The sequence below is a fragment of the Paraburkholderia sp. SUR17 genome, from assembly GCF_029536165.1.
Lineage (GTDB): Bacteria > Pseudomonadota > Gammaproteobacteria > Burkholderiales > Burkholderiaceae > Paraburkholderia > Paraburkholderia kururiensis.
Genome location: NZ_CP120508.1, coordinates 933,247 through 948,820 on the forward strand (window position 1 = coordinate 933,247; position 15,574 = coordinate 948,820).

Consider the following 15,574-nt stretch of genomic DNA (forward strand, 5'->3'; position numbering starts at 1 on the left):
CCGCGCTGCCGCCGCATCCCGGTTCGCTCATGTTCACAACACTGACGAGAAGCGATGTCACACGTACTGATTGTCGACGACGATTCCGATACCCGCGAGGCGCTGGCCGCCATCATCGCGCAAGACGGTCTGACGACCGCGCTTGCCGGCGACCTGCGCGAGGCCCGCATCCAGCTCGTGCGCCAGACCCCGGACGTGGTGTTCACCGACCTCAAGCTGCCCGACGGCAGCGGCGTCGATCTGTTCGAAGACCTCGATCCCACCTCGGGTGTCGAGGTCATCGTCATCACCGGCCATGCCACGGTGGAGTCCGCCGTGAGCGCGCTGAAAATGGGCGCGACCGACTACCTGGTCAAGCCCATCAACATGCAGCGCGTGAAGGCGATTCTGAGCCGCCTGCCGCGGCCCGGCGACCTCAAGGCCGAAATCGGCACGCTGCGCGGCGAACTGCGCCGCATGGGCCGCTTCGGGCTGATGCTCGGCAGCTCGCCCGCCATGCAGGAGGTCTACGACCAGATCAGCCGGGTGGCGCCCACCGCCGCGTCGGTGATGCTCGTGGGCGAGTCCGGCACCGGCAAGGAAGTGGCCGCGCAGACCGTGCACCAGTTGAGCCTGCGTCGCAAGCACGCGTTTCTCGCCGTGAATTGCGGCGCCATTTCGCCGAACCTCATCGAGTCCGAGATGTTCGGCCACGAGCGCGGCTCGTTCACGGGCGCGGACCGCCAGCACAAGGGCTACTTCGAGCGTGCCAACGGTGGCACGCTGTTTCTCGACGAGATCACCGAGATGCCCGTGGAGCTTCAGGTGAAGCTCTTGCGCGTGCTCGAAACGGGCATGTTCATGCGCGTGGGCACGACAAAGGAAATCGAGACGGACGTGCGGCTGATCGCGGCCACCAACCGCGACCCCGAGCAGGCCGTCGTGGAGGGCAAGCTGCGGCTCGACCTTTATCACCGGCTCAACGTGTTTCCCATCAGCCTGCCGCCGCTGCGCGAGCGCGGCAAAGACGTCGAGCTGCTCGCCCAGGCGTTTCTCGACGAGCTCAACGAGCGGTACGGTACGCGCAAGCACTTTCCGCCCGCGGTGAAGGAAATGCTGCTTTCGTACCCGTGGCCCGGCAACGTGCGCGAACTCAAGAACTACGTGCAGCGCGCCCACATCATGTCGAGCGCGGATTCGGACGCCACCGCCGTCGTGCCGTTGCAGATCTCCATTGCGAAGCCTTCGGCGGGTACCGCGATCACGATTCCGTTCGGCACGTCGCTCGCCGAAGCCGACCGGCAACTGATTCTTGCCACGCTCGAGCAGTGCGGCGGCGTGAAGACGCGCGCGGCGGAGATTCTCGGCATCAGCCTGAAGACGCTTTACAACCGGCTCGTTGAGTACGGCAACGACACGAAGCCCGCAGAAGGCGAAGCAGGCGACGAATCGCAGACGGTGGGGCGCGCCAACGTGTGAGCGTTGCGCGCGGCACGTTCGCAAGAGCAGCGTGCCGCGCGTCGTCTGGGGCACGCGTCGTGCATCGTTCAGTTCACCGACGACGGACACGACGAAGGAGCCCGACATGCTGCGTCACCTTCCATTGCCTCGCATGCCGCAACCGGCGTGGTGGCCAGGACCCGCATTGGCCACCACGCCCCTGCGTGCGCATACCCCGCAGCCCGAAGACCCGCCCGAGCCTGGCGAGCCCTCGCCCATGCCGCCTGAACCCGCCCACGAGCCCGACGAACCCGAGGCGCCGCCCATCGGCGACCCGCCCGCCCAGCCGGGAGAGGTGCCGCACGCCGCGCCGAAAATCGGCGGAGTCGATAGGGGCGCCGAACTTCGCGTTGTGTAAATGCTGGTGTGGCCCCATCGGCCGTCGGATGCGAATTGATGTACTTGTTACAAAGCAGCCCAACTTTTTTACCGGCAATTTCGCTTGCCGCACCTAGACTGAAAGGATGTCACCCGCCTGGGTGACCGCTTCCATCTGGAGGCTTCAATCATGAGACACCCTGCATTGCGGCGTTCCGCACGCCATTCGGGCAAGCGCAACGCGCGCGACGGCGCACAACAAGGTGTACTGGGCGGCCCGCCGCCGGAGCTGAGCGACCCGGCGGCGCAAAACCGCCCCGCGCCCGGTGTACCTGCGGACGGCGAGCACAACCAGGGCGGGGCACGCCCCGAAGGTCTCGACTACCAGCGGGATCTGGGCTCCGAGCAGGACGCCTGAGCCGTATTCGCGTTTCAGTCGTACCCGTAGAAAATTATTGTCACCCTGCGCGGCGGCGCGGCACGAATCCGCTTGGGCGTGCCCGCGCCTTGGGGTTTTATTTTTCTTTCTCGGGCAAGGCGGCACGCGAATTGCGTGTGTTCGGCGGGCATCCCGCATGCAACGAGAAAGGAGGTACTGCTGCATGGGCAGACTAATCGTGGTATCGAATCGTGTTGCGCCGACTCAGGAGGGGCGACCTTCCGCCGGCGGTCTTGCTATCGGCGTGCTGGACGCGCTCAAGGAAACAGGCGGCGTCTGGTTCGGCTGGAGTGGCGAGATCGTCGGCGAATCGTCGGAGCCCGTCATCGAGCAGCAGGGCAACGTCACGTACGCGACCGTGGGACTCACGCGGCGCGACTATGACCAGTATTACCGCGGCTTTTCTAATACCACGCTGTGGCCGACGTTCCACTACCGGAACGATCTCTCGCACTTCGAGCGCGAGGACTACGCGGGGTATCTGCGCGTCAACGAAACGCTTGCGCGACGCCTCGTCGCGATGATTCGCCCGGACGACATCATCTGGGTGCACGACTATCACCTGCTGCCGTTCGCTCGCTGCTTGCGCAATCTGGGCGTGACCAACCCCATCGGCTTTTTCCTGCATATTCCGTTTCCCGTGCCCGAGGTGCTGCGCACCGTGCCGCCGCACGAGGAACTGGTGCACTTCATGTGCGACTACGACGTGGTCGGCTTCCAGACCGAGGCGGACCGCCAGTCGTTCATCGACTTCATCGAGCGCGGGCACCACGGCTCCGCGAGCGAGGACGGCATGCTGCACGCCTACGACCGTCTGCTGAAGGTGGCCGCCTACCCCATCGGCATCTATCCGGATGCGATTGCGAAGGCCGCCATGCAGTACAGCGACCGCAAGGCGGTGCGCAGCCTGCGCGACGGCTTGCGCGGCCGCAAGCTGATCATGAGCGTGGACCGGCTCGACTACTCGAAGGGTCTCGCGGAGCGCTTCCAGGCCTTCGAGCGGCTGCTGCAGAACGCGCCGGGCTGGCATGGGCGCGTTTCGCTCGTCCAGATCGCGCCGCCTACGCGCTCGGACGTGCAGACCTACCAGCGCATCCGCCAGAACCTGGAGGGCGAGGCGGGGCGTATCAACGGACGTTTCGCGCAGCTCGACTGGACGCCGATCCAGTACCTCAACCGCAAGTACGAACGCAACCTGCTGATGGCGCTCTTCCGTACCTCGCAGGTCGGCTACGTGACGCCGCTGCGCGACGGCATGAACCTCGTCGCGAAGGAGTACGTGGCGTCGCAGGACCCGTCGGACCCGGGCGTGCTCGTGCTTTCGCAGTTCGCAGGTGCGGCCGAGCAGATGCCGGGCGCGCTCGTCGTGAATCCGTTCGATCTCTCGCAGACGGCTGAGGCGCTGGAACGTGCGCTCTCGATGCCGCTTGCCGAGCGTCAGGCGCGGCATGCCGACATGATGACTTCGCTGCGCGAGAACAATCTCTCGGTGTGGCGCGATACCTTCCTCGCGGACCTGCGCAACGTGGCGACGGCGGCGTCGGTGACGGCGAAGGCAGTCAAGCAGCCCATCAAGCTCGCTCACGCCAAAGCGGCTTGACGCCTCGCGTGATGGTCGCTTGATAGATAGGCGCTTGATAGGCGCTCTATAGCCACGTAACGGCCAGCAACGGGCTACCCAAAGCCCAGCGAATAGCCGGCACGATGAAAGGCCAGGTGCCTTCCACCGTGCCGGCTCTTTTCATCGTTGTGTTGCCTTTCACCCAGTCCGTCGCGCGCCGTCGCGACAACTCGGCCGCCGCGACGCCCCCCCGACCGTGTCATGCCCCCGCGCCGTTCGCCGGTTGCCGCAAGCGCAGCAGGCTCACCATAGCGGCGAGCACCGAAAAGCCCGCCGCGAGATACAGCGCGATGACGGGCCCATGGGTCGGCGACACGCCGAAAATCAGCGCGACCAGCGCGGCGCCGAGCGTCTGCCCCGTGAGCCGCGCGGTGCCCAGCATGCCGCTCGCGCCGCCGCTGCGTTCGCGCGGCGCCGAGGCGAGCATCTGCCGGTTGTTCGGTGACTGGAACATGCCGAAGCCCGCGCCGCAGAGTGCCATGCGCCAGGCGATGTCGACGGCTGAAGGATGGGCCCCGAGTGTGGCGAGCAGCAGCAGGCCCACCGTCAGCGTGGCAAGCCCGATGCCGCCGAGGATGCCGGCCGGGTAGCGGTCCGAAAGAATGCCCGCGAGCGGCGCGGCGCCCACGATCACGAGCGGCCACGGCGTCATGAGAAAACCGGTCTCGACTTGCGAGAGCCCGAACGTTTCCTGCATCAGGAACGGCAGCGAAACGAAGGCGAGCATCTGGGCACAGAACGAGCAGACCGACGTGCCCACCGACAGCCCGAACGCGGGAATGCGCAACAGGTCGACGGGCAGAAGCGGCGCGGGGCGTGTCAGTTGCCGGCGCACGAAGAACCAGCCGGTCACCGCGGCCACGACGAATTGGGCAGCCACCCACGCGCGCGACTCTCCGTGGCCCAGACCGTCCACCGCGAAGATCAGGAGCCCGAACACGACCGCGTTCATCACGGCGCTCACGTAGTCGTAGGGCGCGCGGTGTTTCACGTTGACGGGCAGCGCGCGCAGGCCCAGCGCGAAGGCCGCAATACCGATCGGCACATTGATGGCGAAGAGCCACGGCCATGGCGCCACCGAGAGCACCGCGGACGCGACGGTTGGCCCCACGGCCGACGAAATGGCCACCACCATCGCGTTGATCGACACGCCGCGTCCGAGCAGCTTCGGCGGATAGATCATGCGCACGAGCGCCGTGTTGACGCTCATGATGCCGGCCGCGCCGAACCCCTGGATCACGCGCGTCATGGCGAGCACCGGCAGCGAGCCCGACACCGCGCAGCCCAGCGACGCAACCGTAAACAGCGCGAGCCCCGCGAGATACACGCGCCGGTAGCCGATGCGGTCGCCTAGCGAGGCGAGCGGCAGCAGCGAAATCGTGACGGCAAGCTGATACGCGTTGACCACCCAGATGGACGATGCCGCACTCGCGTGCAGATTGCGCGCGATGGTGGGCAGCGCCACGTTGGCGATCGCGCTGTCGAGTACGGCGAGCGTGATGCCGAGCGCCACGACGACGATGGCCGCGTAGCGCTGCGGCAGCGGCAGTCCGGGCTCGGGCTCGCGGCCCTGCTGCGGACGTTGCTGTGCGTCGGTGCCACGGCCGGCATGTGCTTCGCCGGATGGAGCGAGCGTGTCTTCGCGCGCGGCTGCCGCGCCAAGGGTTTCGGAAGAGGGTGCGGATGAAATGGATGAGGTGCGCATCGATGGTATCGAAGCGGCGCGGCGGCTGCGTGCCGCCACGCCATCTCGCGGGCCGGCAGCGCAGTCGCGGGCTACTTCAGTTCGTAGAGTCCCGTGTAGGTTGTCGAGTCGATTTCGTTCAGGTGAATCATGAAGCGCGCCACAGCGTTCGTCGTATCCGCGGTAATGGGCAACTGCGGCACCTTGAGCGCGTGAATACGGAAGATGTAGCGATGCGGCTTGTCTCCGCGTGGCGGCGCCGCGCCGCCGAAACCCACCGTGCCGTAGTCGTTGCGCACCTGCACCGCGCCGTGCGGCAGCAGACTGCCGTCGGCTTTGCCCGCGTTGCGCGGCAGCGCCCGCGCGTCGGGCGGCAGGTTGGCCACGACCCAGTGCCAGAAGCCGCTGCCGGTCGGCGCATCGGGATCGTAGACGGTGACGGCGAGACTTTGCGCGTCGCCGGGCGGTGCGTCCCATTGCAGCGCCGGCGAGATGTTTTCGCCGGCGGTGCCGAACGCGGGTTCGTTCAGTTCCTGCGCCTTCGGCATGAAGCCGTTGGCCGGAAAATCGTCGGACCAGATCCGGAAATCAGCCATTGGACGTCTCCTCAAGAACGGTTCAGCGCGCGATGAACCCGGAGGCCACGTGGTGCTTGCGCTTTCACTCGCATTTCCACGCCGCTGTTTGCTGCCAGTTTTGCTGCGATGTTCGCCGCATGGGTTTGCTGCCTTGTTGCTGCAATCGCGGCGACGGATGCAGGTGGCCGGCGGGATCGATCGAGTTTAGCGCAGCGGCGCGGATGGCGCTTTCACGGCGCGTGACCGCCTCGTTTACCTCGCTGGCGGCTTGCGGGATCGCATTGCGCCCGCCTGCCAGGGGGCACGAATCGTTCCCGTCACGGTTCGCGGCGCACGTTGAGGCCAGGTGCCGCCGGGGCCGCGGCGAACAATCTCAGCGAGACACCTGCAACGGCTGTGCCGCACGCGGTCCCCGTGCTTCGAAGAGGGTGAACGCGCCGCTGCGCAGCCACGTGTCCAATTGTTCGATGAGGGCGCCCACGTCACGGTCCGCGCCGCGAATCGCGCATTCCCAGACGATGGCGATGCGCCAGCCCTGGGCCGCGAGCGCGGCGAGCGCCTTCGCGTCGTTGGCGCGGTTGCGCGCGATCTTCTCGCGCCAGAACTCGGGGCGCGTCTGCGGCCACTTGAAGAGCGGGCAGTCGTGGCCGTGCCAGAAGCAGCCGTGCACGAAGATCGCCGCGCGATAGCGGGGCAGCACGATGTCTGGCCGGCCCGGCAGCTCGCGCACGTCGAGCCTGAAGCGAAAGCCGCGCCGATGCAGCAGCCGGCGAATCAGGATCTCCGGCTTCGTGTTGCGTCCGCGAATGCCGGACATCATCCGGCTGCGCGTTGCGGCGTCGACGACATCCACCATGTTGCGAGGCTCCTCTGCTGCCTGCGGGCGCAAGCGGCGGGCAGCGAGCGGCGCTCAGGCCGCGAGCGCCGCGGCGGTGCGGGCGGACTTGCGTTTGACGGCTACCGGGCTGGTGGCGACACCCAGATGCGGCAGCATGATGCGCGCCACCTCGCGCATCACAGGCATCACGACGCTGTTGCCGAACTGGCGATAGGCCTGGGTGTCGCTCACGGGAATGCGGAAGGTGTCGGGAAAGCCCATCAGGCGCGCGCACTCGCGCGGCGTGAGGCGCCGCGGACGCTGCGCCTTGCCCTGATGCACGAGGATCTCGGAGCCGTCCTTGTGATAGCGCGCCGACAGCGTGCGCGTGACGCTGTCGGCCGTCGCCATGCCGAAACCGAAGCCGTTGCCCGCTGCGCGATGCTTTTCGGCGTATTGCTGGAGGTATGTCCAGAGGCCCGGCGTCAGCGTGTAACGCGGCTGCACGCAACGGGCCGTGTGATCGAAGAAGCGGTCGCCGTCCCAGGGCAGCAGGGGTTCGCTGCCGTCCGTGCGATGCAGGATGGCGCCGAGCCGCGGACCGTCGCCGGGCAGCCGCAGGTCGTCCCACGAGAACGCGGTGGGTTCGCGAAAGCCCACGAGGATGATGCGTTCGCGATGTTGCGGCGTAAAGTGGCTGCCGTCGACAACGCGATAGTGGACTTCGTAGCCCAGCTCGTCGCGCAGCGTTTGCAGGATCACCTCGAAGGTACGGCCGCGGTCGTGCGAGAGCAGGTTCTTCACGTTCTCGAGCAGGAACGCGGCGGGCCGCCTTGCCGCGATGATTCGCGCGACGTCGAAGAAGAGCGTGCCTTGCGTCGTGCACTCGAAGCCGTGCGGGCGGCCGAGCGCGTTCTTCTTGCTCACGCCCGCAATCGAGAACGGCTGGCACGGGAAGCCGGCGAGCAGCACGTCGTGGGCGGGCACGTCGGCGGCCGGAAACGAGACGATGTCGCCGATGAAGCGATGGTCGGCGCCGTGGTTCTCGATATAGGTCTTCTTCGAGAACTCGTTCCACTCGCTCGTGAACACGCACTGGCCGCCGTGCGCCTCGAAGCCCATGCGGATGCCGCCGATGCCGGCGAAGAGGTCGACGAAGCGAAAGCGCGGCGCCTCGGACGCGCGGTTCGCCGCGGGCGTGCGCATCAGTTCGCGAAGGGCGGCTTCGAGCATCGCGGGGCAGGGCGTTTCGCCTTTTTCCCAGCGACGCACGGTCTTGACGTCCTTGCCGACGTGGTCGGCGATCTGCCGCTGGGTGAATCGGGTGCGTGCCTGCTTGAGCAGGTCTGGCAGGGGAGCCGGGGTCACGGAAGGTCCTCGCTGGGAATTTTGGCGGACATTATGACCGATAGACGACCCACGGTCGCGCTTTGGTTCTCAAGCGAGGGAATTTTGCTATGTTGCGCGGGAAATGGAGGGGAGTCCTCGGGCCCGGCACGGGATTGGCGCGCCAGCGCCGGGTTATTGACCCTGGCGGCGCAGCGGCACGACCGCCGAGGTTTCCTCGATGGTCTCGGCGCGCGTCGGCGCGGCCTTCAGCCGGCGCGCAGCTTCGGCTTCGAGCCGGTCGAGCTGCAGCAGCAGGGCGTCGATGCCGCGCAACTGCGCCTTGTTGAGATGCACGGTGTCCAGCAACTGGTGCAGGCGCCTGCGCCAGTACCCAGCGGGCAGCACGTTGCTGTCGCAATCGGGGGCGAACGAAAGCCGCATCGCCCGCTCGATATGGGCGATGTCTTCGTCTATCAGGCTCGCCATATACGAGCCCATCTGCGATTTTTCGAGATCTGCCATCTCTGTTTTACGGCACGTTGGGCGGTTACTTGAGATCGGGGTGTCCCGATATTGCGGTATTTCGGTGCGGGGCGGTGGTGCAGGGCGGCGGCGCGGGAGCCGGACGGCGACCGTCACAGGCGCTTTGGCGCCTTCGGTACAACAGCGCCCGCCGGCGTCGACACGAGCGTATCAGCCGCACGGTGATCTTGCGGCGGGCGTATCGGCCAGAGGGCGACCCTCACTCAACTGGCCTTGGCGTGAACTTCATGGGCGGGCGGCGTGGTGTGGTCGAAGGCGTCGAGCTGGACGAGCAGGCCGTCGATCGCGGAAAACTGCTGTTGGGTGATGCGCTTGCCAGCGACCAGCCGCTGCAGGCGGTGCCGCCAGTAGCTGGGAGGCAGAAGCGCGCGGGTGGCATCGAGTGCCAGCGATGCTCGCATCACACGTTGGATGTGTGCGATTTCCTGGTCGAGAAGGCTGACCATGGTGTGTCCCCCGTGATGGATGTTGCGTGTCTGTCGGCGTTCGGGACGTCGCTGCTTGCTATGTTCCTAATGTATGACGTTTTGGGACTCCCGTTACCTGTCAGTTTTGATAGGGAGCGGTGCGCTGCATCAGCCTGGCGCAGGGTGGCGTCACCGACGCGCCGCGGCGACGATTGTCACGAACAGCGGCGGTGGTTTTGACATTGGTGGGCACCTCGGCGCGAACTGCTCACAATTGCCGTTCGCACATCGCCCGATGGGGCCGTTTTGGAATGGAAGAATGGAACAGTGGGGGAGGACGTAACGATGAGTCTGCTGGACAAACTACTCGCGAAAACTCATCCGGAGCAAAGCCTGCGGTGGCGGGTACTGGCGCGGGTGCTGCTGGACGATGCCGGCCGGGTGCAGGCCGTTCAGCTCAAGCGCGGCTGCGGCGATCCTGCAATCGACGAGCGAGCGCTCACCGAACTCCAGAACGGTCACTATCCGCCCACCAGGCTGGGGTCGAAGACCTCGCGCCGATGGCACGACGTGGCGTGGACGATGGAAGCGTAATGGAGTGGATTCGGGGATGACGGTTGCTGCGGGGAAAGGCGTGCGTGGTGTTGCTGGTCCCCCCGACAGGAATCGAACCTGTATCTAGCGCTTAGGAGGCACTTGTTCTATCCATTGAACTACGGGGAGAGGGACCGGGCGCCGCAGGGCCAAGAGTATAACAAAGCCGCCCGGGCCGGAGAATGGCTGTTCGGACGATGGTGCAGACGCCAGTGTGCCGCTACGATTTCCACCACATGACTACGCCTGAGACCACTTCCCTCTACACCGATGCGCGTCTCGTCGCGCTTTACGACGCGCTGAATCCGTTCGCCGCCGACACGGCGTTTTATCTGGACCTTGCGGCAACGTTGCCGCGGGCGCCGATCGTCGACATCGGCTGCGGTACCGGACTGCTTGCCAGTGAATTGGCACGGCGTGGCCACGACGTGACGGGCATCGATCCTGCCCACGCCATGCTCGAAGTCGCGCGGCAGCGGGCCGGCGGAGCGCAGGTGCGCTGGATCGAGGGCGACGCGAGTGCGGCGACGGCGTCAGGTGCCGGCCTTGCGCTCATGACAGGGCACGTGGCTCAGGTTTTCGTGAACGACGCCAGTTGGCGCGCCACGCTTATTGCCATTCGTCGCGCGCTGTGTCCGGGCGGCTGGCTCGCGTTCGAGAGCCGCAACCCGCAGGCACAGCCGTGGGAACAATGGACACCGGAGCGATCGCGACGAACCGTCGATCATCCGGTTGTCGGCCCGACAGATGTGTGGCAGCGATTGATCGAAGTGCGAAGCGACGGAGTTGGACCGCGTGTGCGCTTCGACACGCACTACCGGTTCGCGCTGATGGAAGACGAGGTTGTCGTCCCGAGCGAGCTGCGATTCCGCACGAAGGAAGAACTCGCGGCCACGCTGGACGAAGCCGGATTCAACGTGACGCAGTGGTATGGCGACTGGTCGGGCGCGCCATTGAGTGCCGACGCGCCTGAGCTGATCGTCGTCGCGACAAGATCATGAAGTCATGGCTTTGCGTCGCGAGGCGTGAGACCAACCGCGCGACACAGTTCAGCAAGCTACTTCAGAACTCCACCACCGCGAAGTCGCCCTTGCCCACATCGCAGAGCGGGCAGCGCCAGTCGTCGGGGATATCGGCGAAACGGGTGCCGGCCGGGATGCCTTCGTCCGGCAGCCCTTCTTCTTCGTTGTAGATCCAGCCGCAAATCAGGCAGACCCAGCTTTTGTATTCGACAACTTCACTCACGGCGTACTCTTCGTTCCATTCAATGCACATTCAGTGCGATTGCCGCGAGGCGCGACCGGCTCTGTGCCTCGCCGGGCGGCGGCGAGCCGCAATCTTACCGGAATTCGTCGCGCGGGCGTCTGCCGGCCCCCCAGGCCGGTTCTCACGTTGTAGCGGTCGCGAGCGCCGCGTTCGCTGCCCATCCGGCCAGGCTGTCGCGGCTGCGCCGCCCGGTACAATGAGCGATTCCGGTCCAACGCAGCTTTTTCGGTCTCTTCCATGTCGCTTTACACCATCACCGGCGCGCAGCTCGCGTTCGGCCACGTTGCGCTGCTCGACCACGCGGACTTTTCGCTGGAGGCGGGCGAGCGCGTCGGCCTGATCGGCCGCAACGGCGCAGGCAAGTCGTCGCTCCTCAAGATCGTTGCGGACCTCACGAAGCCCGACGACGGCCTCGTCACGCGCCAGCAGAACCTCACAACGGTCTACGTGCCCCAGGAGCCGGAGTTCGACGCCGAAGCCACGGTGTTCGACACCGTGGCTTCGGGCCTCGCCCACGCGCAGCAACTGCTGGACGAGTACGACACGGTTGCACACCGCCTTGCAGAGACGCCCGAAGGCGCGGAGCACGACGCGCTGCTTGCGCGCATGAACGTGTTGCAATCGTCGGTGGATGCCGCGGATGCCTGGAACTGGCGCACCCGCGTGTCCACCACGCTCGCGCAGATCGGTCTTGACGGCGAGGCGCGCGTGGGCGCGCTCTCGGGTGGCATGCAAAAGCGGGTGGCGCTGGCGCGCGCGCTGGTCGTGCAGCCTGACATCCTCCTGCTCGACGAGCCGACCAATCACCTTGACTTCGACGGTATCCGCTGGCTCGAAGAGCTATTGCTCTCCCAGCGCGCAAGCCTCTTCTTCATCACCCACGACCGCGCGTTCCTCGACCGTGTGGCGACGCGCATCGTCGAGCTGGACCGTGGCCGGCTGCTCTCGTATCCCGGCAACTTCTCCGCTTATCAGGAGCGCAAGGCGCAGCAGCTCGAAGTGGAGCGGATCGAAAACGCGAAGTTCGACAAACTGCTCGCCCAGGAAGAAGTGTGGATCCGCAAGGGCGTGGAGGCGCGCCGCACGCGCAGCGTGGGCCGCATTGCGCGGCTCGTGCAGATGCGTCGCGAGCGCGAGGAACGCCGCAACGTGCAGGGCAACGTGAAGCTCGATGTCGCGCAGGGCGAGAAGTCGGGCAAGATCGTCGCGGAACTGACGGACGTGACGAAGCGCTATGGCAGCCGCACCGTGGTCGACCGCTTCTCGGCCACGGTCATGCGCGGCGACAAGATCGGCTTCGTCGGCCCGAACGGCGCGGGCAAGACCACGCTGCTCAAGCTGATTCTCGGGGAGATCGAGCCGGACGAAGGCCAGGTGCGCGTCGGCACCAATCTGCAGGTCGCGTATTTCGACCAGATGCGCGCGCAGCTCGACATGGAAAAGACGCTCGCCGACACCATCAGCCCCGGCAGCGACTGGGTCGAGATCAATGGCGCGCGAAAGCACGTCATGAGCTACCTCGGCGACTTCCTGTTCGCGCCGGAGCGCGCCCGTTCGCCCGTGAAGTCGCTCTCCGGCGGCGAGCGCAACCGTCTGCTGCTCGCGCGCCTGTTCGCGCGGCCTGCGAACGTGCTGGTGCTCGACGAACCCACCAACGACCTCGATATTCCCACGCTCGAACTGCTCGAAGAACTGCTCACCGACTACGACGGCACCGTGCTGCTCGTGAGCCACGATCGCGCGTTCCTGGACAACGTGGTGACCTCCGTGATCGCGGCGGAGGGCGAAGGCCGCTGGCGCGAGTATGTGGGCGGCTTTACGGACTGGCAGGTCCAGCGCGATCGCGCCGAACAGCTGCGCGAGGCCCAGGCGCCGCGCGAGAGCGCGAAGGAAGCGCAGAACAAGGAGAGTGCCGCCGCGCGCAGTGCGCCGCGCGCCGTCAAGCTGTCGTTCAAGGAGCAGCGCGAACTCGATGCGCTGCCGGAGCGCATCGCGGCGCTGGAAGCCGAGCAGAAGACCATTGCGGCTCAACTCGAAGACGGCTCGATCTTCGCGAAAGACGCTGCCGAGGGCACGCGTCTTACCGAACGCTATGGGGCGATCGAAGAGGAACTGCTGATTGCGCTCGAGCGCTGGGAAGCGCTGGAGAGCAAGCGCAAGTGAGCGCGGGCGGGCGGAGCGGGTGGGCGCCGGACGCGTGCAGGCCGCACGTGCAGCGCGTTGTAAATTGCCGCCCAGGGCGAAATCAGTAAAATACCCCGCGAACCCGCCAGCCGGCGGGCCTGCGCCGTGTCCGGCACCTGTCGCGAACGACTTGGCAGGCACGCCATGCGGCATGGCAAGCCGAATGAGGCGGTAAGCCGCAGGTCCGCCCGCGTAGCGAGCAACCCAATCCAGCCCGTTGTTTCGTATCGGATATTTTGAAAACTCAACGCCTTGTCCACGCAGATGTCCACAGAACATGTGGACAACCACGATGAACGGACGGACCCAAATCCACCATGTCTACGAAGAAGTCAAGCGCGGCCTATAGCGAAGCGTCGATCAAGGTGCTCAAAGGCCTTGAACCGGTCCGGCAGCGGCCCGGCATGTACACGCGCACCGAGAATCCGCTGCACATCATCCAGGAAGTTATCGACAACGCGTCCGACGAAGCGCTCGGCGGCTTCGGCAAGCAGATCATCGTCACCCTGAACGCGGACGGCTCCGTGTCCGTGGACGACGACGGCCGTGGCATCCCGTTCGGCCTGCATCCCGAAGAACGCGTGCCCGTCGTCGAAATCGTCTTCACGCGGCTGCACGCGGGCGGCAAGTTCGACAAGGCCGCGGGCGGTGCATACACGTTCTCCGGCGGCCTGCACGGCGTGGGCGTGTCGGTCACCAACGCACTTTCGAAGCAGCTCGACGTCACCGTCTGGCGCGACGGCAAGGTGGCCGACATCGGCTTTGCCCACGGCGACGTCGTGAAGCCGCTGAAGACGCGTGGGGCTACCCGCGACGACAAGAAGAGCGGCACGCGCGTCACCGTCTGGCCCGACGCGAAGTACTTCGATTCGGCGAACCTGCCGGTGGGCGAACTGCAGCGGCTGTTGCGCTCGAAGGCGGTGCTGCTGCCCGGCGTCGAGGTCGTGCTCGTCAACGAGAAGACCGGCGAGCGCCTCAACTGGAAATACGAAGACGGCCTGCGCGGCTATCTGCTGGAAGGGCTCGCGGGCAGCGACCTCGTGATTCCGCTCTTCGAGGGCGAGCGCTACGCCGAAGGCTCGCGCGCGAGCGACGACACCTTCGCCGAAGGCGAGGGCGCCGCCTGGGTCGTCGCGTGGAGCGAGGAAGGTTCGCTCATGCGCGAGTCGTATGTGAACCTGATCCCAACGCCCGCCGGCGGCACGCACGAAGCGGGTCTGCGCGAAGGCCTCTTCCAGGCCGTGAAGAGCTTCATCGAGCTGCACAATCTGCAGCCCAAGGGCGTGAAGCTGCTGGCCGAAGACGTGTTCGCGCGCGTCTCGTTCGTGCTCTCCGCCAAGGTGCTCGATCCGCAGTTCCAGGGGCAAATCAAGGAGCGTCTGAACAGCCGCGATGCGGTCAAGCTCGTCGGGTCGTTCACGCGGCCCGCGCTCGAACTGTGGCTCAACCAGCACGTCGAGCACGGCAAGAAGCTTGCGGACCTCGTCATCAAGCAGGCCCAGGCGCGCACGCGCGCGGGTCAGAAGATCGAGAAGCGCAAGAGTTCCGGCGTGGCCGTGCTGCCCGGCAAGCTCACCGATTGCGAATCCACCGACATCTCGCGCAACGAGCTTTTCCTCGTGGAAGGCGACTCGGCGGGCGGCTCCGCGAAGATGGGCCGCGACAAGGAATACCAGGCCATCCTGCCGCTGCGCGGCAAGGTGCTCAACACCTGGGAGACCGAGCGCGACCGCCTTTTCGCGAACAACGAAGTGCACGACATTTCGGTGGCAATCGGCGTGGATCCGCACAGCCCCGACGACACCGTCGATCTCTCCAACCTGCGCTACGGCAAGATCTGCATTCTTTCGGACGCCGACGTGGACGGCGCGCACATCCAGGTGCTGCTGCTCACGTTGTTCTTCAAGCATTTCCCGCAACTGATCGAGCGCGGCCACGTGTGCGTGGCGCGCCCGCCGCTCTTTCGCGTCGATGCGCCGGCACGCGGCAAGAAGCCCGCGCAGAAGCTCTACGCGCTCGACGAAGGCGAACTCGACGCCATTCTCGACAAGCTGCGCAAGGACGGCGTGCGCGAATCGCAATGGACCATCAGCCGCTTCAAGGGCCTTGGCGAAATGAGCGCCGAGCAGTTGTGGGACACCACGATGAACCCGGACACGCGACGCCTGTCGCCCGTGGCGCTCGGCGACCTCGACTTCGATTCCACCGTCGCGCGCATGACCATGCTAATGGGCAAGGGCGAAGCGGCCGCGCGGCGCAGCTGGCTCGAAGAGAAGGGCAACGAAGTCGAAGCGGACATCTGAGCGCGGCGCGCG

General features: G+C 66.1%; 15 protein-coding genes and 1 tRNA gene. 8 read left to right on the top strand and 8 right to left on the bottom strand.

Annotated features, from left to right (window positions below; translation table 11 throughout):
• The first annotated feature begins 54 nt into the window (after nt 1-54).
• From P2869_RS04190 to otsA, 4 genes are all read left to right on the top strand, one after another.
• Nucleotides 55-1,458 carry a sigma 54-interacting transcriptional regulator gene (locus P2869_RS04190; protein ID WP_017774284.1) on the top strand — a complete coding sequence of 468 codons (1,404 nt, stop codon included), beginning with the start codon at nt 55-57 and terminating at the stop codon, nt 1,456-1,458.
• 166 nt (nt 1,459-1,624) lie between these two features.
• Entirely contained in the window at nt 1,625-1,837 is a 213-nt protein-coding gene (locus P2869_RS04195) for a hypothetical protein (RefSeq protein ID WP_017774285.1), read from the top strand.
• Nucleotides 1,838-1,987: 150 nt separating this feature from the next.
• Nucleotides 1,988-2,215 carry a hypothetical protein gene (locus tag P2869_RS04200; RefSeq protein WP_026121335.1) on the top strand — a complete coding sequence of 76 codons (228 nt, stop codon included), beginning with the start codon at nt 1,988-1,990 and terminating at the stop codon, nt 2,213-2,215.
• A 184-nt stretch (nt 2,216-2,399) separates the two neighbouring features.
• Entirely contained in the window at nt 2,400-3,836 is a 1,437-nt protein-coding gene (gene otsA / locus P2869_RS04205; RefSeq protein ID WP_026121336.1) for an alpha,alpha-trehalose-phosphate synthase (UDP-forming), read from the top strand.
• A 220-nt stretch (nt 3,837-4,056) separates the two neighbouring features.
• Here the strand turns inward: otsA and P2869_RS04210 are convergent, their stop codons facing one another.
• The 6 genes from P2869_RS04210 to P2869_RS04235 all read right to left on the bottom strand — a co-directional run bounded on the left by P2869_RS04210 (nt 4,057) and on the right by P2869_RS04235 (nt 9,254).
• On the bottom strand, nt 4,057-5,562 hold the full coding sequence (locus tag P2869_RS04210) for an MFS transporter (protein WP_277597555.1): 1,506 nt from the start codon (nt 5,560-5,562) through the stop codon (nt 4,057-4,059).
• Nucleotides 5,563-5,633: 71 nt separating this feature from the next.
• Nucleotides 5,634-6,137, bottom strand: a complete 504-nt coding sequence (locus P2869_RS04215) for a YbhB/YbcL family Raf kinase inhibitor-like protein (RefSeq protein ID WP_017774289.1) — start codon at nt 6,135-6,137, stop codon at nt 5,634-5,636.
• A gap of 355 nt (nt 6,138-6,492) precedes the next feature.
• Nucleotides 6,493-6,975 carry a very short patch repair endonuclease gene (locus P2869_RS04220; protein ID WP_126878446.1) on the bottom strand — a complete coding sequence of 161 codons (483 nt, stop codon included), beginning with the start codon at nt 6,973-6,975 and terminating at the stop codon, nt 6,493-6,495.
• Between the two features lie 54 nt (nt 6,976-7,029).
• Nucleotides 7,030-8,304 carry a DNA (cytosine-5-)-methyltransferase gene (gene dcm / locus P2869_RS04225; protein ID WP_168724590.1) on the bottom strand — a complete coding sequence of 425 codons (1,275 nt, stop codon included), beginning with the start codon at nt 8,302-8,304 and terminating at the stop codon, nt 7,030-7,032.
• A gap of 153 nt (nt 8,305-8,457) precedes the next feature.
• On the bottom strand, nt 8,458-8,787 hold the full coding sequence (locus P2869_RS04230; protein ID WP_240659097.1) for a hypothetical protein: 330 nt from the start codon (nt 8,785-8,787) through the stop codon (nt 8,458-8,460).
• Nucleotides 8,788-9,011: 224 nt separating this feature from the next.
• Nucleotides 9,012-9,254, bottom strand: a complete 243-nt coding sequence (locus tag P2869_RS04235) for a hypothetical protein (RefSeq protein ID WP_126878447.1) — start codon at nt 9,252-9,254, stop codon at nt 9,012-9,014.
• Nucleotides 9,255-9,560: 306 nt separating this feature from the next.
• Between P2869_RS04235 and P2869_RS04240 the strand changes: the two genes are divergently transcribed.
• Nucleotides 9,561-9,809 carry an energy transducer TonB gene (locus tag P2869_RS04240; protein ID WP_277597556.1) on the top strand — a complete coding sequence of 83 codons (249 nt, stop codon included), beginning with the start codon at nt 9,561-9,563 and terminating at the stop codon, nt 9,807-9,809.
• Nucleotides 9,810-9,863: 54 nt separating this feature from the next.
• On the opposite strand, the gene P2869_RS04245 is transcribed toward P2869_RS04240, so the two are convergent.
• Nucleotides 9,864-9,938: transfer RNA gene (locus tag P2869_RS04245), tRNA-Arg, on the bottom strand.
• A 107-nt stretch (nt 9,939-10,045) separates the two neighbouring features.
• Between P2869_RS04245 and P2869_RS04250 the strand changes: the two genes are divergently transcribed.
• On the top strand, nt 10,046-10,810 hold the full coding sequence (locus P2869_RS04250) for a class I SAM-dependent methyltransferase (protein WP_277597557.1): 765 nt from the start codon (nt 10,046-10,048) through the stop codon (nt 10,808-10,810).
• A 61-nt stretch (nt 10,811-10,871) separates the two neighbouring features.
• Here the strand turns inward: P2869_RS04250 and P2869_RS04255 are convergent, their stop codons facing one another.
• Nucleotides 10,872-11,084: a rubredoxin gene (locus tag P2869_RS04255; RefSeq protein WP_081885023.1), complete on the bottom strand. Its 213-nt coding sequence runs from the start codon at nt 11,082-11,084 to the stop codon at nt 10,872-10,874.
• Nucleotides 11,085-11,312: 228 nt separating this feature from the next.
• Between P2869_RS04255 and P2869_RS04260 the strand changes: the two genes are divergently transcribed.
• Nucleotides 11,313-13,238, top strand: a complete 1,926-nt coding sequence (locus tag P2869_RS04260; RefSeq protein WP_277597558.1) for an ATP-binding cassette domain-containing protein — start codon at nt 11,313-11,315, stop codon at nt 13,236-13,238.
• A 338-nt stretch (nt 13,239-13,576) separates the two neighbouring features.
• Nucleotides 13,577-15,562, top strand: coding sequence for a DNA topoisomerase IV subunit B (locus P2869_RS04265; RefSeq protein ID WP_017774304.1), 1,986 nt, complete (start codon nt 13,577-13,579; stop codon nt 15,560-15,562).
• Nucleotides 15,563-15,574 lie beyond the last annotated feature (12 nt).